Source organism: Achromobacter sp. D7-1, assembly GCF_059760445.1.
The window spans coordinates 10,872-32,715 of sequence record NZ_JCBAMT010000026.1; the positions used below are offsets into that span (position 1 = coordinate 10,872).

Annotated in this window: 16 protein-coding genes; 5 read left to right on the forward strand and 11 right to left on the reverse strand. The window is 67.6% G+C overall.

The window, feature by feature from the left end; all coding sequences use genetic code 11:
* Positions 1-2 precede the first annotated feature (2 nt).
* Entirely contained in the window at positions 3-5,765 is a 5,763-nt protein-coding gene (gene uvrA, locus AC6LKD_RS13585) for an excinuclease ABC subunit UvrA (protein ID WP_498116524.1), read from the reverse strand.
* A gap of 242 nt (positions 5,766-6,007) precedes the next feature.
* Here uvrA and AC6LKD_RS13590 point away from each other — a divergent pair, with 242 nt between their 5' ends.
* The 4 genes from AC6LKD_RS13590 (at position 6,008) to AC6LKD_RS13605 (ending at position 8,745) form a co-directional block, all read left to right on the forward strand.
* On the forward strand, positions 6,008-6,793 hold the full coding sequence (locus AC6LKD_RS13590; protein ID WP_498116525.1) for an IclR family transcriptional regulator: 786 nt from the start codon (positions 6,008-6,010) through the stop codon (positions 6,791-6,793).
* 22 nt (positions 6,794-6,815) lie between these two features.
* Positions 6,816-7,466 (forward strand): bifunctional 4-hydroxy-2-oxoglutarate aldolase/2-dehydro-3-deoxy-phosphogluconate aldolase, encoded by a 651-nt coding sequence (locus AC6LKD_RS13595; protein ID WP_207470297.1) that lies wholly within the window; start codon positions 6,816-6,818, stop codon positions 7,464-7,466.
* Positions 7,459-8,391 (forward strand): sugar kinase, encoded by a 933-nt coding sequence (locus tag AC6LKD_RS13600; protein WP_498116526.1) that lies wholly within the window; start codon positions 7,459-7,461, stop codon positions 8,389-8,391. The genes AC6LKD_RS13595 and AC6LKD_RS13600 overlap by 8 nt, the downstream gene beginning before the upstream one ends.
* A 225-nt stretch (positions 8,392-8,616) precedes the next feature.
* The gene (locus AC6LKD_RS13605; protein WP_006226408.1) at positions 8,617-8,745 is read left to right on the forward strand and encodes a hypothetical protein; all 129 of its coding nucleotides are present in this window, start codon (positions 8,617-8,619) and stop codon (positions 8,743-8,745) included.
* 123 nt (positions 8,746-8,868) lie between these two features.
* Here the strand turns inward: AC6LKD_RS13605 and AC6LKD_RS13610 are convergent, their stop codons facing one another.
* Positions 8,869-9,837 (reverse strand): LysR family transcriptional regulator, encoded by a 969-nt coding sequence (locus AC6LKD_RS13610; RefSeq protein WP_498116527.1) that lies wholly within the window; start codon positions 9,835-9,837, stop codon positions 8,869-8,871.
* 223 nt (positions 9,838-10,060) lie between these two features.
* Here AC6LKD_RS13610 and AC6LKD_RS13615 point away from each other — a divergent pair, with 223 nt between their 5' ends.
* Positions 10,061-10,996, forward strand: coding sequence for a glycosyltransferase family 2 protein (locus tag AC6LKD_RS13615; protein WP_013391684.1), 936 nt, complete (start codon positions 10,061-10,063; stop codon positions 10,994-10,996).
* A 36-nt stretch (positions 10,997-11,032) separates the two neighbouring features.
* On the opposite strand, the gene AC6LKD_RS13620 is transcribed toward AC6LKD_RS13615, so the two are convergent.
* The 9 genes from AC6LKD_RS13620 to AC6LKD_RS13660 all read right to left on the reverse strand — a co-directional run bounded on the left by AC6LKD_RS13620 (position 11,033) and on the right by AC6LKD_RS13660 (position 21,837).
* A complete protein-coding gene (locus AC6LKD_RS13620) occupies positions 11,033-11,782 on the reverse strand; it encodes an ABC transporter ATP-binding protein (protein ID WP_013391685.1) in 750 nt (249 codons plus the stop codon).
* A complete protein-coding gene (locus AC6LKD_RS13625) occupies positions 11,782-13,575 on the reverse strand; it encodes a branched-chain amino acid ABC transporter ATP-binding protein/permease (protein ID WP_498116528.1) in 1,794 nt (597 codons plus the stop codon). The genes AC6LKD_RS13620 and AC6LKD_RS13625 overlap by 1 nt, the downstream gene beginning before the upstream one ends.
* Positions 13,572-14,612, reverse strand: a complete 1,041-nt coding sequence (locus AC6LKD_RS13630; RefSeq protein WP_207470307.1) for a branched-chain amino acid ABC transporter permease — start codon at positions 14,610-14,612, stop codon at positions 13,572-13,574. Before AC6LKD_RS13630 ends, AC6LKD_RS13625 begins: the two co-directional genes overlap by 4 nt.
* Positions 14,613-14,860: 248 nt before the next feature.
* The gene (locus AC6LKD_RS13635; protein WP_498116529.1) at positions 14,861-16,012 is read right to left on the reverse strand and encodes an ABC transporter substrate-binding protein; all 1,152 of its coding nucleotides are present in this window, start codon (positions 16,010-16,012) and stop codon (positions 14,861-14,863) included.
* A gap of 175 nt (positions 16,013-16,187) precedes the next feature.
* A complete protein-coding gene (locus tag AC6LKD_RS13640; protein ID WP_013391689.1) occupies positions 16,188-16,916 on the reverse strand; it encodes an SDR family NAD(P)-dependent oxidoreductase in 729 nt (242 codons plus the stop codon).
* 51 nt (positions 16,917-16,967) lie between these two features.
* Complete coding sequence (locus AC6LKD_RS13645) at positions 16,968-17,753, reverse strand: cyclase family protein (protein WP_498116530.1); 786 nt, start codon at positions 17,751-17,753, stop codon at positions 16,968-16,970.
* Between the two features lie 45 nt (positions 17,754-17,798).
* Positions 17,799-19,040: an SDR family NAD(P)-dependent oxidoreductase gene (locus AC6LKD_RS13650; RefSeq protein ID WP_498116531.1), complete on the reverse strand. Its 1,242-nt coding sequence runs from the start codon at positions 19,038-19,040 to the stop codon at positions 17,799-17,801.
* The gene (locus AC6LKD_RS13655; protein WP_013391692.1) at positions 19,037-20,206 is read right to left on the reverse strand and encodes a thiolase family protein; all 1,170 of its coding nucleotides are present in this window, start codon (positions 20,204-20,206) and stop codon (positions 19,037-19,039) included. The genes AC6LKD_RS13650 and AC6LKD_RS13655 overlap by 4 nt, the downstream gene beginning before the upstream one ends.
* Positions 20,203-21,837, reverse strand: a complete 1,635-nt coding sequence (locus AC6LKD_RS13660; RefSeq protein ID WP_498116532.1) for an AMP-binding protein — start codon at positions 21,835-21,837, stop codon at positions 20,203-20,205. The genes AC6LKD_RS13655 and AC6LKD_RS13660 overlap by 4 nt, the downstream gene beginning before the upstream one ends.
* Between the last annotated feature and the right edge of the window lie 7 nt (positions 21,838-21,844).

Sequence of the window (21,844 nt, forward strand, 5' to 3'; positions counted from 1 at the left end):
TCTTACTGCTGTTGATGTGTCAGGAATTCCTTCAGGACCCGTCCGGTATGGGAATGGTCGCTCAGGGTCATGACGTGTTCGGGCGAGCCTTCGCCCACCAGCTTGCCGCCGCCCGTGCCGCCTTCGGGGCCCAGGTCCAGCAGCCAGTCGGCCTCGGCGATCACGTCCAGGTTGTGCTCGATCACCACCACCGTATTGCCGGCTTCCACCAGCCGGTGCAGCACGTGGATCAGCTTCTCCACGTCGGCCATCGACAGGCCCACGGTGGGCTCGTCCAGCACGTACAGCGTGTGCGGGATGCGCGAGGCGCGGCCGGTCTTGATCAGGCCGTCGGTCAGGCGGGCCTTGGACAGCTCGGTCACCAGCTTGATGCGCTGCGCTTCGCCGCCCGACAGGGTCGGCGAGGGCTGTCCCAGCGTCAGGTAGCCCAGGCCCACGTCCTGCATCAGTTGCAGCGGACGGTGGATCTTGGGATGCGCCGCGAAGTAGCCGATGGCGTCGTCCACTTCCATGGACAGCAGCTCGCCGGCGTTCTTGCCGCGCATCTGGGTGCTGAGCGTGTCGTGGTTGAAGCGCGCGCCGTTGCAGGCGTCGCAAGGCACCTTCACGTCCGGCAGGAAGTTCATCTCGATGGTGCGCATGCCCTGGCCTTCGCAGATCGGGCAGCGGCCGTCGCCGGTGTTGAACGAGAAGCGCGCCGCCGTCCAGCCGCGCATGCGCGCTTCGCGGGTGTCGGCGAACTGCTTGCGCACGTCGTCCCAGAAGCCCACGTAGGTGGCCGGGCAGGAGCGCGGCGTCTTGCCAATGGGCGTCTGGTCCACTTCCAGCACGCGGTCGATGGCTTCCCAACCCTTGATGCTGTCGCAGCCCGCCCAGCCCGGCGACTTGCCTTGCGAGACGGCCTGCATCAGGTTGTCCAGCAGCACTTCGCGCGCCAGCGTGGACTTGCCCGAGCCCGACACGCCGGTCACCACGCTCAGGCGGCCCACTGGAATCTTCGCGTCCACGCTGCGCAGATTGTGCAGGCGGGCGCCCTTGATCTCGATCATGGGCGTGTCGGCCTCGACCGGCCGGCGGCCTTGCAGCGGATGCTGCAAGGGTTTGGCCAGATAGCGGCCGGTGACCGATTCGGGCGCGTCGATCAGATCCTGCGCGCTGCCCTGGGCCACTACGCGGCCGCCGCGGATGCCCGCACCCGGGCCGATGTCGATGATGTGCGAGGCGCGGCGGATGGTGTCGTCGTCGTGTTCCACCACCACCAGCGTATTGCCGTTGCCTTCCAGGCGCGCAAGCGCGTCCAGCAGGATGCGGTTGTCGCGCGGGTGCAGGCCGATGGTGGGCTCGTCCAGCACGTAGCAGACGCCCTGCAGATTGGAGCCCAGCTGCGCGGCCAGGCGGATGCGCTGAGCCTCGCCGCCGGACAGCGTGGGCGCGGCCCGGTCCAGCGCCAGGTAGTTCAGCCCCACTTCTTGCATGAAGTTCAGGCGTCCGCGGATTTCCGTGAGGATGTCGCGGGCGATCTCGCCTTCGCGGCCGCGCGCGACCAACCCCGTGAAGAAGGTATGCGCGTCCGACACCGGCAGCGAGGCCAGTTCGGCGATGGACTTGTCGCGCCAGCGCACGGCGCGGGCCACCCGGTTCAGGCGCTCTCCGTCGCATTGCGTGCAGGCTTTGGCCTCGCCTTCGTACCAGGCGTTCCAGGCGGTTTCCTCGCCGGTCTGCTCTTCGTCGAAGCCTTGCAGCTGCAGGCCCGTGCCGAAGCAGCCGGTGCACCAGCCATGCTTGGAGTTGTACGAGAACAGGCGCGGATCCGGCTCGGGGAAGCTGGTGCCGCAGGACGGGCAGGCGCGCTTGACCGAGAAGTGTTGCTGCTGCAGGTCGCTGTCCAGCGCCTCGTGCAGCTTGTTCACCGGCCAGACCACCGACATGACGCCTTGGCCGTTCTCAAGTGCGCTCTTGACCGCGGCGCGCAGCTCGGCCTCATTGGCGGGGTCCACCACCACGTCTGCTACCGGCAGTTCGATGGTGTGTTCCTTGTAGCGGTCCAGGCGCGGCCAGGGGGCAACGGGAATGAACTCGCCGTCCACGCGCAAGTGCGAGTGGCCCTTGGATCCGGCCCATTTGGCCAGGTCCGTGTAGTAGCCCTTGCGGGCCGTGACCAGCGGCGCCAGCAGGCCGATGTGCACGCCCCTGTGCTCGCGCAGCAGGCGCGCCACGATCTGGTCCGTGTTCTGCGGTTCCACCGCCACGTTGCAGTCGGGGCAGTACTGCGTGCCCAGCTTGACGTACAGCAGGCGCAGGAAGTGGTGGATTTCGGTCATCGTGGCCACGGTGGACTTGCGTCCGCCGCGGCTGGTGCGCTGTTCGATGGCGACCGTGGGCGGGATGCCGAAGATGGCGTCCACGTCCGGCTTGCCGGCCGGCTGCACGATGGCGCGGGCATAGGCGTTGAGCGATTCCAGATAGCGGCGCTGCCCTTCGTTGAACAGGATGTCGAAGGCCAGCGTGGACTTGCCGGAACCGGACACGCCGGTGATGACGGTGAACTTGTCGCGCGGAATCTCCACGCTGACGTTCTTCAGGTTGTGCTCGCGGGCGTTGCGGATCTCGATCGCCATATTGGCTTGGCGGCGTTCGCGCATGAGGGACTGCAGCGGGCGGCCCACGTCCGCGGCGTAGGCTTCGCCCGGCTCGGCGATGCGGGCCGTCAGCCCGGCCTGTTCGACCTCCTGCGCATCGGCGTCGCTGCTCACGACCACGTCGGCCGGCAGGATGCTGACCTCGTAGTCGCGCAGGGCGGCGCCGGTGTGCGACTTGGGGTTGTCCATCAGGTCCTGCGGCGTGCCGGTGCCGATGACCAGGCCGCCGGCGTCGCCGCCTTCGGGGCCCAGGTCGATCAGCCAGTCGGCCGCCCGGATCACGTCGAGGTTGTGCTCGATTACCAGCAAGGTGTGGCCGGCGGCCAGCAGCTTGCGGAAGGCGCGCATCAGCCGCGCCACGTCGTCGAAGTGCAGGCCGGTGGTGGGTTCGTCGAACAGGAACAGGCTGCCCTTCTTGGCGACCTTGGCGGTCGAGATGCCGCTGCGCGCCGCTTCGGCCAGGTGGCCGGCCAGCTTCAGGCGCTGCGCCTCGCCGCCAGACAGGGTGGGCACGGGCTGGCCCAGCCGCACGTATTCCAGGCCCACGTCGGCCAGCGGCGCAAGACCGGTCTGCACGTCGCGCAGGCCCTTGAAGAAGTCCAGCGCCTCGCTGACGGTCATCTCCAGCACTTCGTCGATGGACGCGCTCTTGCCCAGGTGTTCGACGCGCACCTCCAGCACTTCGGGGCGGAAGCGCTTGCCGTCGCAGTCCGGGCAGCGCAGGTACACGTCGGACAGGAACTGCATCTCCACGTGCTCGAAGCCGGTGCCGCCGCAAGTGGGGCAGCGGCCGTCGCCGCCGTTGAAGCTGAAGGTGCCTGCGGTGTAGGCGCGCTCGCGTGCCAGCGGGGCTTGGGCGAACAGCTTGCGGATCGCGTCGAACGCGCCCACGTAGCTGGCGGGGTTGGAGCGGGCCGTCTTGCCGATGGGGGTCTGGTCCACCATGACCACGTCGGCGATCTGCTCCGCGCCCAGCAGGCGGTCGAAGGCGCCGGGCGCTTCCGAGGGCTTGCCTTTCTGCTTCAGCAGGGCGGGGTAGAGCACGTCCTGCACCAGCGTGGACTTGCCCGAACCGGACACGCCGGTCACGCACACCAGGCGGCCCAGCGGCAGTTCGACCGAGACGTTCTTCAGGTTGTGCGCGCTGACGCCTTCCAGCAGCAGGCGCGGCGTGTTCGCCGCCACCGGCATGGGCCGCGGCGCTTCCACGCGCTGGCGGCCGCCCAGGTAGTCGCCTGTCAGCGTGCGCGCCGCGCGCAGCTGGGCCGGCGTGCCGTCGAAGACGATCTGGCCGCCGCGTTCGCCGGGGCCGGGTCCGATGTCGATGATGCGGTCCGCGGCCACCATGACCTGCGGATCGTGCTCGACCACCACCAGCGTGTTGCCGGCGTTGCGCAGGCGGTGCATGACTTCGACGACGCGGTGCATGTCGCGCGGGTGCAGGCCGATGGACGGCTCGTCCAGCACGAACAGCGTGTTCACCAGCGAGGTGCCCAGCGCCGTGGTCAGGTTGATGCGCTGCACTTCGCCGCCCGACAGCGTGCGGCTCTGGCGGTCCAGCGTCAGATAGCCCAGGCCCACGTCGCACAGGAACTTGAGCCGCGCGCGCACTTCGGTCATGAGCAGGTCGGTGGCGGCGTCCAGCGCGCCCGAGAACGACAGCGTGTCGAAGAAGATCCGCACGCGTTCGATGGGCAGCAGCATCACGTCATGGATGGACAGGCCGCCCAGGCCTTCGAGCTGCTCGCGGCTCCAGTTGGCGCCCACGGGCATGAAACGCTTGTAGCGGCCGTCTGCCGGCGGCAGCACGGTGTCGGCTTCTTCCTTGGTGCCCAGGCGCCAGAGCAGCGCATCGGGCTTGAGCCGCGCGCCGTTGCAGGTGGGGCAGGGCGTGTAGCTGCGGTACTTCGACAGCAGCACGCGCACGTGCATCTTGTAGGCCTTGGTTTCCAGCCAGTCGAAAAAGCGCTGCACGCCGTACCACTGGTGCTTCCAGGCGTCGTTGCCGCCCTTCCAGTCGGGCGTGCCGTAGAGCACCCAGCGCTTGTGCTCCTCGCTCATGCTCTTCCATGGCACGCCTAGCGGGATGCCGGCCTTGGGCGCGTACTTTTGCAGTTCGTCCTGGCATTCCTTGTACGACGGCGTGGTCCAGGGCTTGATGGCGCCTTCCAACAGGGTCTTGTTTTCATCCGGGATGACCAGGCCGAAGTCGATGCCGATCACGCGGCCGAAGCCGCGGCAGGCTTCGCACGCGCCCAGGGGCGAGTTGAACGAGAAGCTGCTGGGCAGGGGATCGGTGTATTCGATGTCGCAATCGGCGCAATGCAGGCGGTCGCTGTACTTCCAGATGTGGGCGTTGCCGCCTTCGGCGTCCATGACGTACACGGCCAGGTGGCCGGCGCCCATGCGCAGCGCGGTGTCCAGCGCTTCCATCACGCGTTCGCGCTCGGTGCCGGCGAAGCGGAAGCGGTCCTGGATCACGTGCAGGATGCGGCGCGATTCGGTGCTGCCCTTCGCGGCCTTGGATTTCTTGGCGCCCTTGGCCGGGGCGGCCGCGCGCGGCGCCGCGGTTTCCTCGGCGTGCACGCGGGTGTAGCCCTGTTGCTCCAGGAAGCCGCGCACCTCTTCTTCGGTGAAGTTGGAGGGGACGGCGATGGGGAAGGTCACCACCAGTCGCGGGTCGCCCGCAGCGGCGGCGCGCTCGGCCAGCGAGTGGTAGACGGAATCCGGCGTGTCGCGCCGCACCACCTTGCCGCAGCCGCGGCAATACAGCTTGGCGCCGCGCGCGAACAGCAGCTTCAGATGGTCGTTGAGTTCCGTCATCGTGCCGACCGTGCTGCGCGAACTGCGCACCGGGTTGGTCTGGTCGATGGCGATGGCGGGCAGGATGCCCTCGATGCGGTCCACCTGCGGCTTGTCCATGCGGTCCAGGAACTGGCGCGCATAGGGCGAAAAGGTTTCCACATAACGCCGCTGGCCCTCGGCGTACAGAGTGTCAAAGGCCAGCGAACTTTTGCCGGACCCCGACACGCCGGTCACGACGACCAGTTCGCCGGTGGCGATGGTCAGGTCCAGGTTCTTGAGATTGTTCTGGCGGGCGCCAACGATGCGAATTTGGGAGCTCATGGACGGTATCGTAGCCTGAGGGGAGAGGCCTGCCCGAGCGACAACCCATCGCTGGTTCCGAGCGCGGCGATATGGAATAATTGACTATATTGTGAGTCACGCGTCCAACATATGGACAGCTCTGATGCTCACTAGCTGTACAAATAAACAGTATCGCAGATTCGTCCGACATTCGCGCTGTTCGGCTTGCACATTCTGCTGATTCATTGCTAAAGGCTTGCCGCCCTTAGTTGGAGACATACTTGCTGGAAACCAAGGTCCCGGGCGCCGCGGCGTTCGCCAAGTTCATGACGGTGCTGCAGGCGGTGGCGGATGCGCCCCAACCGCCCACGGCCGCGTCGCTGGCGCGCAGCTGCGGCTATCCGCGGCCCACGGTTTACCGCATCGTCGCCGCCCTGGCCGAGCAGGGCATGGTGGCCGAAACCGGCGGCGCCTACCGCCTGGGGCCGCGCCTGATGTCGCTGGCCAGCCGGGCCTGGTCGCAGTTCGACCTGCGCGCGGCGCTGGCGCCCGACCTGCAGGCGCTGCGCGACGAAACCGGCGAAACCGTGCACCTGGCCGTGCCTGCCGGGCTGGAAATGACCTATATCGACAAGCTGGAAAGCCCCGGCCCGGTGCGCATGGCCTCGCGCGTCGGGGCCTCCGTGGCGCTGCACTCCAGCGCCGTCGGCAAGGCCTACCTGGCGGCGCTGGACGCCGCCGCGCGCGAGCGCCTGCTGCACGATCTGCCCCTGACCGCCCGCATGCCCGGCACCGTGACCAACCTGCCCCAACTGCGCGCCGTGCTGGACCTGGCCGCTACGCGCGGCTACGCCACCGACGACGAGGAAAACGAGCCCGGCATCGTCTGCTATGGCGTGGCCTTGTGCGACGCGGCCGGGCGGCCTGTCGCCGGCGTCAGCGTCAGCACCTTGCTGTTCCGGCGGCGCGACGACCCGCAAGCCGCCTATATCGAACCCTTGCTGCGGCTGCGCGATGCCGCCGCAGCCAAACTCGCCGTCCTGCCGGTATCGCCCGGCGGCGCCTGACCGTCTGCCTCCAAGGAATGCCATGACCGCAACCGCAGCCCCTCTCGCCTCCAAGCTCTCCACCCTGTTGGCCGCCCGGGTCGTCCCCGTGCTGCGCTACACGGACGCCGCCACCGCCGCCTATGCGGCCGAAGTCGCCGTGGCCGCCGGCTGCACCACGCTGGAGCTGACCTGGACCATCCCCGGCGTCACCGATCTGCTGCGGGCGCTGCGCGACAAGCACGGCAGCGCGCTGCTGTTGGGCGTGGGCACGGTGCTGGACGAGCAGCAGGCGCGCGAGGCCCTGGTCGCGGGCGCGGACTTCCTGGTGTCGCCGGCGCTGGCCACCGACATCGTCGACCTGGCGCACGCGGCCGACGCGCTCTGCCTGCTGGGCGCCTTCACGCCCACCGAAGTGCTGGCGGCGCGCCGCGCCGGCGTGGACGTGGTGAAGATCTTCCCCGCGGATACGGGAGGCCCCAAGCACCTGGCGGCGTTGAAGTCCGTCTACCCGGACACCATCTTCTGCCCCACGGGCGGCGTCACCCAGGACAACATGGGCGCGTACTTCGCCGCTGGCGCCGCCATCGTCGGCATCGGCAGCAACCTCTATGACAAGGCGGCCTTCGCCGCCCGCGACACCGCCGCGCTGGTGGCGCAGATCGTCCGTACCCGGGAGGCCGCCCATGGCTGATTTCGATATCGTCGCGCTGGGCGAGCCGCTGGTCGAACTGAACCAGACACACCAGGACCAGCGGCAATACCTGCAGGGCTTCGGCGGCGACACCTCCAACGCCGTGATCGCCGCGGCGCGGCAGGGCGCAAGCTGCGCCTATCTGACGCGTGTCGGCAACGACGCCTTCGGCCAGCAGTTCCTGGACTTGTGGCGGGCCGAGGGCGTGGACACCTCGGGCGTGCAGGTGGACGAGCAGGCGCATACCGGCCTGTATTTCGTGCAGCACGGCCCGGACGGCCATGCCTTCAGTTATCTGCGCCGCGGTTCGGCTGCGAGCCTGATGACGCCGGCCTGCCTGGACTCGGGCCTGATCGAACGCGCCCGCTACCTGCACGTGTCGGGCATCAGTCTAGCGATCAGCACCAGCGCCTGCGACACCGTCTTCGCCGCCATCGAGCGCGCGCATGCGGCCGGGGTCCAGGTCAGCCTGGATTCGAACCTGCGGCTGCGCTTGTGGCCGGTGGACCGCGCCCGCGCCGTGCTGCGCGAGACCATGCGCACGGCCGACCTGTTCCTGCCCAGCATGGACGACATGCAGCACCTGACCGGCAACGACGACCCGGAACGCACGCTGGACTGGATCCGTGACGCCGGCGCCACTGGCGTGGTGGTGCTGAAGCTGGGCAAGGACGGGTCCATCATCGACGATGGCCGCCAGCGTATCCCGGTGGCAGCCTTGCGCGTGGAAGCGGTGGACGCGACCGGTGCGGGGGACTGCTTTGCGGGCAGCCTGCTGGCGCGCCGCTGCCAGGGCGACTCCTGGGAGGATGCCGTGCGTTATGCCAATGCGGCTGCGGCCCTGTCCACCCTGGGATACGGCGCGGTGGATCCGCTGCCGCGCAAGGAGCAGGTCCTGGAACGGCTGAAGAGCATTTCGGGCTGACCAGGATGCGGTCTGGGCAGGGCTGCTGCTTGCCCAGGGCGGTAGGGGGGAGATGTGCCCCTTATTTCATCGGGTGGGGCGGAAGCGTGGCGGAAACGCTGCATTTTCGCGCCATTGGCGCGGCCCGCGCATTTCAGGCTAAAATGCCAAGTTACCCGAATTTTCCGCCAGCCCAGTATCCGGTTGTGCGGGCTTCACTACCGCAAATTCAACAGGAGAATCAACATGGCTGAACGCAAACGCGTGCGTCGCAACACCCTGGAACGTCGTTGCCTGGGCAAGGCTTTCAAGCGCTTGTTCGTCAAGTCGCCCAAGGGTGTGTTCAAGATGCTGGAAAAGATCAAGCGCGTCTAATCGACGTGTCCGGCCGGGGCCAGCCCCGGCCCGATCGAAAAAAACCCGCCGGTGCGCCGCGCGGGTTTTTTTTCGTCTTGCTCCCGGTTCTGGCCCGGGGCTTGCCGCAAGCGCCGATCCTGCTTATTTCTGGTCCTGCGGCGGACCGAGCTTGGGCCGGATGAAATCCATGAAGGCCCGGGTCTTGGCCGGCTGGATGCTGGAAGGGTAGACCACGAAGATCGAGATTGGATCCACCGACCAGCCCGGCAGCACCCGCTTGAGCGAATTGCGCTCGATGATGGGTTCCAGCGCCAGGCAGTGCGGCATGCGCGTAATGGCGAGGTCCAGGCCGGCCAGCGTACCCGCGATGCTCATATTGTTGGCCGCCAGATGGCCGCTGACCGGCACGCGTTCGCTGACCGCGCCGCGCCGCAGAGTCCAGTGCGAATGCGCCTCGTCGATGGTGGTGCGCAGGCATTGGTGCTGGGTCAGATCGGCCGGGGTCTTGGGTTCGCCATGGCGTTCCAGGTAGCGGTCAGAGGCATACAGGAAGTTGTCCAGGGAGACCAGTTCCTGCACCACCGCCCCGCCATGCAGGCCGCGGTTGCCGTTGAGGTCGGCCGCGTCAGCCGTCGCCAGCGGATAGTCGGCGTTGCTGCCGAAGCGCAGCACGATGTCGAACGGCGTGCCCTGCGCGTCGGAGGCCGTCATCATGCTCAGATCGAACTCGCACTCCACTTCGGGATAGCGATCCGTGAAGTCATTGATGGTTTCCGGCAACAGCCAGATCGCCAGGCTGTAAGGCATGGATACCCGCAGGTTGCCGGACGGACCGCCGGACAGCGATTGCAGTTGCTCATGCGCCAGGCGGGCCTCGTCGATCAGGCCCTGGCAGCGCCGCATATAGGCGGCGCCGGCTTCCGTGAGATCCAGGCGGCGCGTGTTGCGGTTGATCAGACGCAAGCCGATGGCGCGTTCCAACTCATTGATCCGACGCGACAAAGTCGAGGTCGGCATGTTCAGCGCGCGCGCCGCCAGGCTGAAGCTTTTACGCTTGGCGACCTCGACGAACAAGGCGATGTCATTGAGCTGGACGGTCGACGCTTCCATGGGCATTCCGGTTTTGGCCGCCCGAGTGTACGCCACTACGGAACGCGTTCCCAAGATTGGCGCGGCTCCCGATGTTGTACGAATCTCGGTTTTGTCAGATTTGATTGCAAATTTGAGCGTCTCGGGGCCGGTTCGCGCGGGCATATCCCCTAAACTTCAGGCGAAAACACCAAAACCAAGACCGCAGCGCTTGCATGACGCATCGCAAAGGGGCTCAGTGGGCATGACCGACACACCAACTTTTTTCACTGTTTTAACGCCCACCTACAACCGGGCGGGCACGCTCCATCGGGTATATGAATCCCTTTCCCGGCAGACGTTCCGGGATTTCGAATGGGTGGTGGTGGACGACGGTTCCACCGACAATACCCACGAATCCATCCTGGAGTGGCAGGCGCGCGCCGATTTTCCGATCCGTTATTTCTGGCAGAACAACCGCCACAAGAAAACCGCCTTCAACCGCGGCGTGCGCGAGGCGCACGGCGAACTCATCGTCGGCCTGGACAGCGACGACGAAATGCCGCCCGACGCCCTGGCCACGTTCAAGGCGGCCTGGGACAGCATTCCGCCGGCACGGCGCGAATCCTACGTGGCCGTGACCGGCCTGTGCGCGCGTCCTGACGGCAGCATCGTCGGCGACCGCTACCCGCAGGACGTGTTCGACAGCACGGCCGTGGACGTCTATTTCCGCTATCGCATCAAGGGCGAGAAGTTCGGCTGTATGCGCACCGACATTCTCAGGAAATATCCCTTCCCCGAGGATGTCGCCGGCTTCGTGCCCGAAAGCCTGGTGTGGTGGGCGATCGCGCGAGCGGGTTATCTCAGCCGCTTCATCAACCGCGTGGTGCGTACCTACCACGACACGCCTGGCGGCCTGAGCCAGGGCGCGGTCTCGGTGGGCAACAATGCCCAGGGTCTGTACCTGCTGGCCTGGGACATGCTGCAGCACCATCTGGAATTCTTCCGCTACCGGCCGCGCGAGTTCATCATGGCCGCAGCGCGCTATACCCGCTTCCGGCTGCATCTGAAGCACTCCGGGGTGGCGACGGCGGTGCAGGCCTACAAGCTGACCAACCCTGCGGCGAAGTTCATGGTGGCGGCCATGTGGCCGCTGGGTTACGCCCTGTACCGTCGCGACCGGCGCCGCGGCGTCGCCTAGGGGCCGCCGCGCAGGCAAGCCCCCGCAGGCGTTGCATTACGCAGGCGCCGCGGCGGACGCCCCATGCCCCAGTCCCAGATACACCTCGACCACGCGCGGATCCTCCGCCACCTGGGCGGCCGGGCCTTCCAGCGTGACGGCGCCGGTTTCCAGCACATAGGCGTAATCGGCCACCTGTAGCGCGGCGCGGGCGTTCTGTTCGATCAGCAAGATCGACACGCCCATTTCGCGCAGGCGCGCGACAATGCGGAACACTTCGCGCACGATGCGCGGCGCCAGGCCCAGGCTGGGCTCGTCCAGCATCAGCAGCTTGGGCTTGGCCATCAGTGCGCGGCCCACCGCCAGCATCTGGCGTTCGCCGCCGGACAGCGTGCCGGACAGCTGGGCGCGGCGTTCCTTCAAGCGCGGAAACAGCTCATAGACTTCGGCCAGCGTCTGGTCCTGGTCGCGCAAGCCGCAGCGGAAACGATGGAACGCGCCCAGCATCAGGTTGTCTTCCACCGTCATCTCGGCGAACAGTTCGCGCTTTTCGGGCACCAGGTTCATGCCGGCCGCCACCATTTCCTCGATCTCGGCGTGCTCCTGCGGCTTGCCGCCGAAGACGATCTGGCCGCTGGACGGCAGCACGCCCATGATGGCCGACAGCAGGGTGGTCTTGCCGGCGCCGTTGGGGCCGATCACGGTCACGATCTGGCCTTCGCCCACTGCCAGGCTGACGCCCGATATGGCTTCGATCTTGTCGTAGGCCACGCGCAGGTCGCGCACTTCCAGCAAATTCGCGCTCATCATTCCACTCCGCCCAGATAGGCTTCAAGCACCGCGGGGTTGTTCTGGATCTCGCCGGGCAGGCCCTCGGCGATTTTTTCGCCGAAGTCCATGACCACCACGCGGTCCACCAGCCCCATGACGAAGTCCATGTCGTGCTCGACCAGCAGGATGGCCATGCCCTCGGCGCGCAGCTTCTTCAGTAACTCGGCCAGTTCGCATTTTTCCTGGTAGCGCAGGCCGGCGGCAGGCTCGTCCAGCAACAGGATGCAGGGATCGGACGCCAGCGCGCGGGCGATCTCCAGGATGCGCTGCTGCCCCAGGGCCAGCGAACCGGCTTCATCGTGCAGATGCTTGCCCAGGCCCACGCGCTCGACCTGGCGCGCGGCTTCGGCCAGCAGGCGCGCCTCTTCGGCGCGGTCCAGCCGCCAGGCGGCCGGCAGCACGCCGCGGTGGCCGCGCAGGTGCGCGCCGATGGCCACGTTTTCCAGCACGCTCATGCGGCCTAGCAGGCGCACGTGCTGGAAGGTGCGCGACAGGCCCAGCCGCGCGATGCGGCGCGCGCCGGTGCCGGCCACGGAATGGCCCAGCAGCGTCACCGTACCCGAGGTCGGCGTGTCCACGCCGGAGATCTGGTTGAACATGGTGCTCTTGCCGGCGCCGTTGGGGCCGATCAGCGCCAGGATCTCGCCGGCGCGGATTTCCAGGTTCATGGCGTTGTTGGCGACCAGGCCGCCGAACTTGCGGGTCACGTCCACGGCCTTGAGCACCACTTCGCCGCGTGGCGGCATGGGCTTGCGCGGCAGCGGCTCTGCGTTCAGGTCCAGCTTGCGCTGCTGCTTCTTCACTGGCACGCAGCGTGTCAGCACCGGCCACAGCCCGCTGCGGGCGCGATGCAACAGCAGCACCATGCCGAAGCCGAACACGATGACCTCGAAGTTGCCGGTCTGGCCCAGCAGCTTGGGCATCCAGTCCTGCAGCCATTGCTTGAGCACGGTGAACACACCCGCGCCGACCAGCGCGCCCCAGACCTGTCCCGCGCCGCCGATGACGGTCATGAACAGGTACTCGATGCCCATCTGCAAGCCGAACGGGTTGGGGTTCACGAAGCGCTGCATGTGCGCATACAGCCAGCCCGAGGCGCAGGCTTGCAGCGCCGCGATGATGAAGATCACCATGCGCGAGCGGGCGGTGTCCACGCCCATGGATTCGGCCATCACGCGGCCGCCCTTGAGCGCGCGGATGGCGCGGCCCTCGCGCGAATCCAGCAGGTTCTGCGTCGACCACACGGCCACCAGCAGGAAGGCCCAGATCAGGTAATAGATGTTGTCGCCCTGGTTCAGCGTCCAGCCGAACAGGCTGATGGCGGGAATGTCCGGAATGCCGGTATGGCCGCCCAGGCCCTCGACCGAGCCGAAGACGAAGTACAGCGACAGGCCCCAGGCGATCGTGCCCAGCGGCAGGAAATGGCCCGACAGCTTCAGCGTGATCGCGCCCAGCAAGTAGGCGATGACTACGGTCAGCGCCAGTCCGGCCAGCAAGGTCAGCCACGGCGATGCGCCCAGCCAGGCCAGCCAGGAGGGCAGCGTGTCCGCGCGCGTGGTCAGCAGTGCGGTGGTGTAGGCGCCCACGCCCACGAAGGCGGCCTGTCCGAAGCTGGTCAGGCCGCCGACGCCGGTCAGCAGCACCAGGCCCAGCGCCACCATGGCGTACAGGCCGATGTAGTTCAGCAACGTGACGTAGAACGGCGGCAGCGCCAGCGGCGCCAAGGCCAGCAGCGCCAGGAAGGCGAGGAGGATGTGGCGCGGGTTCATTCGTCTTCTTCCTCGACGTGATGGCTTTTCAGTGAACGCCAGAGCAGCACGGGGATGATCAGCGTGAACACGATGATTTCTTTGTAGGCGCTGGCCCAGAACGAGGAGAAGGCTTCGATCAAGCCGACCAGGATGGCGCCGGCAGCCGCCAGCGGATAACTCACCAGGCCGCCGATGATGGCGCCCACGAAGCCCTTCAGGCTGACCATGAAGCCGGAGTCGAAATACATGGTGGTGATGGGGGCGATCAGGATGCCCGAGACCGTGCCGATCAGCGCGGCCAGGAAGAACGTGGCCTTGCCGGCGAAGATCGGCGAGATGCCCATCAGCCGCGCGCCCAGCCGGTTGAAGGCAGCCGCGCGCAGTGCCTTGCCGTACATCGAGCGTTCGAAGAACTGGTAGAGCACGATGATGAGCAGGGCCGACACCGCCACCACCCACAGCGCCTGGCTATTGACGTTCAACGGTCCTAGGGCCAGGCTGGCGTCGCTGAACGGCGCGGTCCGGGCGCCTTCCGCGCCGAAGGCCAGCAGCCCCAGGCCGACCAGCGCCAGGTGCACGGCAATGGAGACGATCAGCAGCACCAGCGTCGAGGCCGACGCGATGGGCTGGTAGAACAATCGGTACAGTTGGGGGCCCATCGGCACCAGCAACAGCAGCGTCAGCAGCGCCTGCGCCGCCATCGGCAGCTGGGCCAGCGGCAGCTTATAGAACAGCGCGGCCAGCACCAGCGGATAGGCCAGCTTGACCGCCATGCGCCAGGCACCGCGGTTGCGGCCGGGCCGCTTGCGCCGCGCCAGCAGATCGGCGCCGACCTCGGCCACTGCGAAGGCGAACAGCAGCCACACCAGCAGCACCGGCTTGCCGGCCTGCAGCGCGGCCATGGTCAGCGCGCCGAACGCGACGAACTCGCCTTGCGGGATGAACAGCACGCGGGTGACGGTAAAGACCAGCAGGATGGACAAGGCCAGCAGCGCATAGATGGCGCCGTTGGTGATGCCGTCCTGCCCGAGTATCAGGGCAATCTGAGCATTCATGCGAAATTCCGGGTAAGACAGACAAGCACGCCAGGCACCTCACCCCCTATCCACGCGCGCCCGCCAGGTTGCTACGGAGCAGACTCTGCGCACCCCATCGGGATGCCGCGGAGCCGACTCTGCGCACCTCATCGAGATGCCACGGAGCAGGCTCTATGCACTCCAAGCGGGATGCCGCGGAGCCGGCTTTGCCGGTCCGCAGGCATGCCCCCCTGGGGGGGAAGCGCGCAGCGCTTCGGGGGGGGGAACTACTTCACCAGTGTCCAGGCCCCGTCCTTGACGGTGATGAGTTCGCGGCCGCGGTCGTCGAAGCCGCTGTGGTCGGCGGCCGTCATGTTGTAGACGCCCTGGGTGCCCACCAGCTCCTTGGTCTGTTCCAGCGCATCGCGCAACGCGTTGCGGAACTCCTTGGTGCCCGGCTTGCCAGCCTTCTCGGCGATCGGCACGGCCTTTTCCAGCAGCAGGCCGGCGTCGTAGACGTTGGCGCCGAAGGTGGCCGGCTTGGAGCCGTTGAGCTTCTCGTAGGCCGCGATGTAGTCGGCCGCTACCTTCTTGGACGGATTGCTGTCCGGCATTTCCGGCAGCACCAGCATCAGGCTGGCGGCCAGCACCGTGCCTTCGACCTTCTTGCCGCCCAGCTTCAGGAAGTCGGGCAGGGCCGCGCCGTGGGTCTGGTAGAACTTGCCCTTGTAGCCCTGATCGAACAGGGTGGTCTGCGGCAGCACGCTGGCGGCGCCGGGGGCGGCCACCAGCACGGCGTCCGGCTTGGCGGCCAGGATCTTCAGCGCCTGGCCGGTGACCGAGCTGTCGAAGCGCAGGTAACGCTCGTTGGCCGTGATCTTGATGCCCTTTTCAGCGGCCAGGCCCGCGAAGACCTTGGACCAGTTCTCGCCGTAGGGATCGTTCAGGCCGATGAAGCCGACCGTCTTGATGCCGGTCTTGGCCATGTGGTCGACCAGCGCGCGTGCGATGATGTCGTCGTTCTGGGTGGTCTTGAAGACCCACTTCTTCTGCTCGTTCATGGGCAGCACGACCGCGGCGGTGCCCACCGGCGCCAGCATCGGCACGCCGGCCTCGGCCGCGAACTGGATCACGCCCATGGCGTTGGGCGAACCCGAAGGGCCGATCAGCGCGTCGACGTTCTGCTCCGAGATCAGCTTCTTGAAGGCCGTCACCGAGTTGGTGGAATCGCTGGCGTCATCCAGCGAGATGTATTCCACGGTCAGGTCGCCGATTTTCTTCGGCAGCAGCGGCACGGTGTTCTTCTGCGGAATCCCCACCAGGGCCGTGGGGCCGGTGGACGAGGTGACGACGCCGACCTTGACTTGGGCCAGGGCGGGCAGGGCGAACAGCGCGGCTACCGCGGCGGCAGCGGCCAGGGGGAGTTTCTTCGACAGCATGGCAAAACCTCCGGATAGGGAGCAGGGTGGGGGTGCGGCTGGAAAACGGAGAAAACGGGTGCTTCTGTGCTTGCTTGGTTTGCTTTAATACTTGTTGCTTAAACTTTCTGTGCGCAGGCTCGCACTGTAGACCCGGTCCGCAGTGCTTACCTATCCGTCAAAACCCGAAGCGTGTTCAGATGGTGATGGAGCTGACGCTGGCGCCGCCGCAGACGAACAGCGTCTGGCCGGTGACGAAGCTGTTGGCCGGATCCGAGAAGAACATGACGGCGCGCGCGACGTCGTCCGAACGGCCCAGGCGCTTGACCGGGATGCCGGCGGCCAGCTGCTTTTCGCGTTCGCTGCCGGGCTCGATCACCTCGTAGAACATATCGGTCTGGATCGGGCCGGGGGCCACCACGTTGACCGTGATCCCATAAGGCGCCAGCTCCAGCGACCAGGTGCGCGCCATGCCCACCATGCCGGCCTTGGTGGCCGAATACGCCGTGCGGGTCGGCAGGCCCAAAGCGCCGCGCGAGGACATCATCACGATGCGGCCGAACTTGCGCTCCTGCATGCCGGGCAGGGCAGCCTGCACCAGGCTGATGGCCGCGCCCAAGTGGATCTGGGTCAGGCCGTGCAGCTCTTCCTGCGTGACCTGCGGCAGCAGGTTGGGCCAGATGACGCCGGCGTTGTGGATGACGTGGCTGACGGGAAACCTGGCGGCGGCTTCGGCGCCCGCTTGCGCGGTGGCCTCGGCGTCCAGCAGGTCCACCTGCACGTTGTGCAGGCGCGGGTGGCTGAAGTCGGCGGCGCGGCGCGCCATGGAAATCACTTCGTAGCCTGCGTCCAGCATGCTGCGGCAGATTTCGGCGCCGATGCCGGCGCTGCCGCCGGTGACGATGGCGACGTTGGTGTGCGTCATGGGTATCCCCCTGTTGTCGTTGTCATGAGGCCGGCTTTTGGTGCGGCCGGCTCAGGCCTTGGGCGCCAGCGCCAGCACGCGCAGCGGGCTGCCCGAGCCGCTGCGGATCTTGAGCGGCGCCGAGAAGATCACTGCGCCGGTGGGCGGCAACTGGTCCAGGTTGGTCATGCATTGCAGGCCGTATCGGTTGTTGCCGTGCATGTAGTAGTGGCAGGGATAGGGGGGATCCAGGTGCTGCGCCTGGCCCGCGTCGGTGCCGACCGACTCGGTGCCGAAGCCGTGCACGTCGCGCTCCTTGATCAGCCAGGGCACCACTTCGGCGTCCGGGCCGGGCGAGTGCGCGCCGTCTTCCTGCAGGTTCAGGTAATCGGCGGGCTTGGCGCGCTTGGACCAGTCGGTGCGCATCAGCACCCAGGAACGCGCGGGGATGCGGCCATGCTGCTCTTCCCATTTCTTCACGAGGTCGATGGTCAGCAGGAAGTCGGGGTTGTCGCGCGACTCGGCCGAGCAGTCGATGACGCAGGCGCTGGCGATGAAGGCTTCGACCGGAATGGTGTCCACCGTGTTGTCGGGCTGATCCTTGCCCGTGACCCAGTGGGCCGGCGCGTCGAAGTGGGTGCCGGTGTGCTCGGAACACGAGAAGTTGTTCCAGTACCAGGCCGGTCCGCGTTCGTCGTAGCGCGAGATCTCTTCGATGCGGAACGGCCAGGCCTGGCCGAATTCCGGCGGCAGCACGATGGTCGGGAACTCCGGCGTCAGCGTCTCGGTCAGGTCCACCACGCGGATGCGGCCGGACATCAGTTCGGCCATGAATTGGGCAAGAATGTTTTGGCTCATGTGCTGTTCCTCTAGGTTCGTGCGTTGTCGAAGCGGGGCGGGCCGTCAGGCTCCCAGCTCCCGTTCCAGTCCCTTGGGGTTTTCCGCCAGCCGGGCGCGGAATTCCTGCGCGACATCGCCGACATAGACGTCCTCGATGCCTTCCTTCAGTGCGCGCACAATGGCGGCGGCGATCGCCGCAGGCGCCACGCGCGGGGGCGGCGTGCGCTGCTCCCATTCGTGGTCCACCGGCCCGGGGAACACGTTCACTACCCGCACGCCCGCGCCGCGCATCTCGGCGCGCAGGCATTGCGCCAGGGACAGCGCGGCGGCCTTGGACGCCGACCACATGCCGCGCGAGGGCAGGTTCATGTGGGCGTAGATGGACAGCACGTTGACCCAGGCGGTGGCGCTGTTGACGCCGTCCGCGGCGCGGCCGCACAGCGCCGGGCCGAAACTCTGCGCCAGGCGCATCAGCCCCAGCACGTTCACGTCCATGGCGTCGCGCGCCGTGTTCACGTCCTTGCGGTTCAGCAGGCCGCCTTCGCGTTCCAGGTCGGCGGTGTTGACCAGGATCTCGACCTTGCCGCCGATGGAGGCGGCGACCCGTTCGACCGAATCGGTATCGGTCACGTCCAGCACCACCGCCTGCACGCGCGGATCGGCCGCCAGCGCCTCGAAAGCGGCGTCGCGCTTCCAGGCTTGCGGGTCGCCCAGGAACACGCTCGGGCAGCCCGCGTCCAGCAGGGCGCGCGCCACGGCCTGGCCCACCGCCGACTTGCCGTCGGTGACCAGCGCGCGGCGGAATTTCGGATCGCACGAGGTTTCGCGCAGGGTCTTGTCGTCTTCCATGTTCGGCGTGTTCCTTTCAGGCAGGGCGATCATCACGGCCTGGCCGCTGCGGTCCAGCTTCAGCGCCAGGCGCACGCGGGCGCCGTCGGCGCAGTCCTGGTGCACGTGCGCCACCACCGAGGGGCCGGCGGTCATGCGCACCGTGCCTACGCGCCAGGGCAGGCGTTCGCGGAAATACAGGTCGTTGCTGTGATGCAGGGTGGTGCTGACCAGCAGTACGCCGCTCGGATCGGCGGGGCGCCAGGGCAAGCGCTCGGACAGGCAGTGGCCGCAGACCTCGCGCGGCGGGTACTGGACCGCGCCGCAATCGGCGCAGGTCTGCAGGTCGAAGCGGCCCTCGGCGGCGGCGGCGGTCAGGCCTAGCGCGCTGCGGCTGCGCCAGCCCGGCGGCAGGGTCGGCTGGCGGGTGCGGGCAATCGGATTCTTGCGGGGCGGCTTGGCCAAGGGTTCGGTCATGCGTCGCTCCTAGCCAGGATGGCCGCGGCGGTGCACAGGCCGCGGTCGTAATTGATCATGCCGAAGCCGCTGACCATGCCGAGGCGGGCATCAGCCACCTGCGTGCCGCCGGCCGTGCCGCTCAGCTGGCGCAGCGCTTCGATCAGCCCCAGATAGCCGCCGGCCGCGCCGGCCTGGCCCACCGATAGCTGGCCGCCATTGGTGTTGAAGGGAAAGCTGCCGTCCACGGTGAAGGTGTTGCTGCGCACGAATTCGGGAGCCGCGCCTTTCTGGCAGAAGCCCAGGTCTTCCATCTGCATCAGATTGATGACCGGATAGTCGTCATAGGCTTGCAGGAAATCCATGTCGGCCGGCTGGGCGTTGGCCTGGCCATACAGCTCGTCCAGATCCATGGTCCAGCCGCCACGGGTCTGGATCGGGTCTTCGATCCAGGCGTTGTGGCGTTCGATGGTGGAGAGAATGCGCGCGTAGGGCAGGTTCAGCGCGCGCGCCCGGTCCTCGCTCATGACCAGGAAGCCGTCGGCGCCGGCGCAGGGCATCACGCAATCGAACAGATGGATCGGATCGGTGATGACGCGGGCCTCCAGATACTGGGCCAAGGTCAGCGGTTTTTTCATCAGCGCGTGCGGATAGCGCAGGGCGTTGTCGCGCTGCGCCACGCACAGCTTGCCGAAGTCTTCGCGGGTGGCGCCGGTCGTGCGCATGTAGTTGGCCGTCAGCAGCGCGAAGCTGGCATTGGGGCCGCCTGCGCCGTAGGGGTAGACCGCGTCCTGCGCGAAGCGCGAGAACTGGCTGACCGTGTTGCGGAACGAGTCCACGTGGTTGGTGTCGCCCGCGATGCAGGCAACGATGTTGGCGTCGCCCGCCTGCACGGCGCGGGCCGCGCGGCGCAAGGCCGCCACGCCGCTGGCGCCGCCCATGGGGATGTGGTCCAGCCAGCGCGGGCTCATCCCCAGGTGCTGCACCAGGCCGACGGCGGTGTCGGGCGCCAGGGTGAAGCTGGACACGCAGAGCCCGTCGACGTCGGTCTTGGCGATGCCGGCCTGGCGGATCAGCGCGCCCAGCGCCCGTCCCAGCCACCAGTGCGCGGCATGGGTGGAATAGCGTTCGTACGGAATCGTGACGGGCAGGGCCGCCACCACGCCGTCGTAGCCCAGGCGGCTCATCGCGTGGGCTCCTGGCGTTTCTTCATGTGGCCGGTGTCCACGCAACGGGCCGTGCCGGGCAGGGTGGGCGCCAGGGCTTTCATTTCGCCGCGCTGGATCTTGTTGGTGGTGGTCAGCGGCAGGCTGTCGACGAAGGCGACGTAGCCGGGCGCTTTGTAATAGGCCAGCTGTTCCAGGCTCCATTGCACGATGCTGCGCGCGGCCTGCTCCATGGCGTCGCCCTCGGCCGGCAGGCTCTCGGGCACCACGCAGGCCAGCACCTCGTCGCCGCGCACCGCGTCGGGCACGGCGGCGACCGCCACGGCCTTGACCAGCGGATGCTGCAACAGCACGCTTTCCACCTCCACCGCGGAGATGTTTTCGCCGCTGCGGCGGATGACGTTCTTCTTGCGGTCCACGAAGCGCAGCGCGCCGTCGGCGTCGCGGCGCACGATGTCGCCGGTATGGAACCAGCCGTCTTCCCAGGCCTGGGTAGTGGCTTCCTCGTCCTTCAGATAGCCAGCAAAAAAGCCGTAGCGCGAATCGGCGCCGGCATGGCGCACCAGCAGTTCGCCCGGTTCGCCCGCCGCGGCCTCGGCGCCCGTGTCGGCGACGATGCGCACCAATACGTCATCTTCCTCGCGGCCGAAGCAACTGCTGCCGATGTGGCGCGGTTCGTGGTTGGCGATGATGACCGCGCCCGCGCCGGTCTCGGTCATGGCCCAGGCTTCCAGCAGCGGAAAGCCGAAGCGCTCTTCAAAGGGCTGGTGCAGCTTGCGGTCCACGCCGGCGCCGAAGCCGAAGCGGATGGCGGGCTGCTTGTCCCGTGCGGAGGGTTCGGCCTTCATCAGGATGGCGGGCATGACGCCCAGGTAGTGCAGCACCGTCGCGCCGGAGTCGCGCACGCTGTCCCACCAGGTCTTGGGATGGAAGCGGTCTAGCGGGATCAGGCAGCCGCCGGTCAGCACCATGGCCATGGCCGAATACGCCATGGCGTTCATGTGGACCAGGGGCAGCGGCGTCAGCATGCGTTCCTGGCCGGGGCGCAGTTCGCACAGGCCGCCGATGCGGGCGTACCAGCCGCCGGCGTGCAGGAAATAGCGGTTGGGCAGGATGCAGCCCTTGGGCCGTCCGGTGGTGCCGGACGTGTAGAGCAGGGCGCATTCGGTCAGGACATCGGGTTCTCTGTCCGCCCGCGGCGCCGCGAAGGGCGCGGCGGGCGGCGCATCGTCCGGTCCCATCACGCGCAGTTCGCGGCCGGCGCGTTGCGCGGCGGCCAGCAGGTCGGCATGGCGTTCGGGCAGCGCCACGGCCAGCGCGATTTCGGAGTGCCCCGTCAGGTATTCGAGTTCGGCCGCGCGCAGGTCGGGATTGATGGGCACCACCGACACGCCCAGCGCGTTCAGCGCGAACCAGTGCAGGAAGAAGGCGGGGCGGTTCTCCAGCAGCAGGCCGGCGCGGTGGCCGTGGCCGTAGCCGGCGCGGGCATAGGCCGCGCGCAGCGTTTCGATGGCCTCGTTTGCTTGGGCGTAGCTCAGTTCGCCGGCGGCGATGCCGTAGGCCTGCGCCGTTTCCGGCAGGATACACAGAAAGGGCTGTGCGCCGTAGCGGGCCGCGGTATCGCGGAAAGCCTGATGGACCGTGGTGCTCACAAGCCGC

Excerpts from the sequence above, each read along its gene's own strand:
- AC6LKD_RS13630 (WP_207470307.1), bottom strand. The coding sequence starts at position 14,612 with ATGAATGCTCAGATTGCCCTGATACTCGGGCAGGACGGCATCACCAAC.
- AC6LKD_RS13650 (WP_498116531.1), bottom strand. The coding sequence starts at position 19,040 with ATGACCGAACCCTTGGCCAAGCCGCCCCGCAAGAATCCGATTGCCCGC.
- AC6LKD_RS13625 (WP_498116528.1), bottom strand. The coding sequence starts at position 13,575 with ATGAACCCGCGCCACATCCTCCTCGCCTTCCTGGCGCTGCTGGCCTTG.
- AC6LKD_RS13620 (WP_013391685.1), bottom strand. The coding sequence starts at position 11,782 with ATGAGCGCGAATTTGCTGGAAGTGCGCGACCTGCGCGTGGCCTACGAC.
- AC6LKD_RS13610 (WP_498116527.1), bottom strand. The coding sequence starts at position 9,837 with ATGGAAGCGTCGACCGTCCAGCTCAATGACATCGCCTTGTTCGTCGAG.
- AC6LKD_RS13615 (WP_013391684.1), top strand. The coding sequence starts at position 10,061 with ATGACCGACACACCAACTTTTTTCACTGTTTTAACGCCCACCTACAAC.
- AC6LKD_RS13600 (WP_498116526.1), top strand. The coding sequence starts at position 7,459 with ATGGCTGATTTCGATATCGTCGCGCTGGGCGAGCCGCTGGTCGAACTG.
- AC6LKD_RS13640 (WP_013391689.1), bottom strand. The coding sequence starts at position 16,916 with ATGACGCACACCAACGTCGCCATCGTCACCGGCGGCAGCGCCGGCATC.
- AC6LKD_RS13595 (WP_207470297.1), top strand. The coding sequence starts at position 6,816 with ATGACCGCAACCGCAGCCCCTCTCGCCTCCAAGCTCTCCACCCTGTTG.
- AC6LKD_RS13645 (WP_498116530.1), bottom strand. The coding sequence starts at position 17,753 with ATGAGCCAAAACATTCTTGCCCAATTCATGGCCGAACTGATGTCCGGC.
- AC6LKD_RS13655 (WP_013391692.1), bottom strand. The coding sequence starts at position 20,206 with ATGAGCCGCCTGGGCTACGACGGCGTGGTGGCGGCCCTGCCCGTCACG.
- AC6LKD_RS13635 (WP_498116529.1), bottom strand. The coding sequence starts at position 16,012 with ATGCTGTCGAAGAAACTCCCCCTGGCCGCTGCCGCCGCGGTAGCCGCG.
- AC6LKD_RS13605 (WP_006226408.1), top strand. The coding sequence starts at position 8,617 with ATGGCTGAACGCAAACGCGTGCGTCGCAACACCCTGGAACGTCGTTGC.
- uvrA (WP_498116524.1), bottom strand. The coding sequence starts at position 5,765 with ATGAGCTCCCAAATTCGCATCGTTGGCGCCCGCCAGAACAATCTCAAG.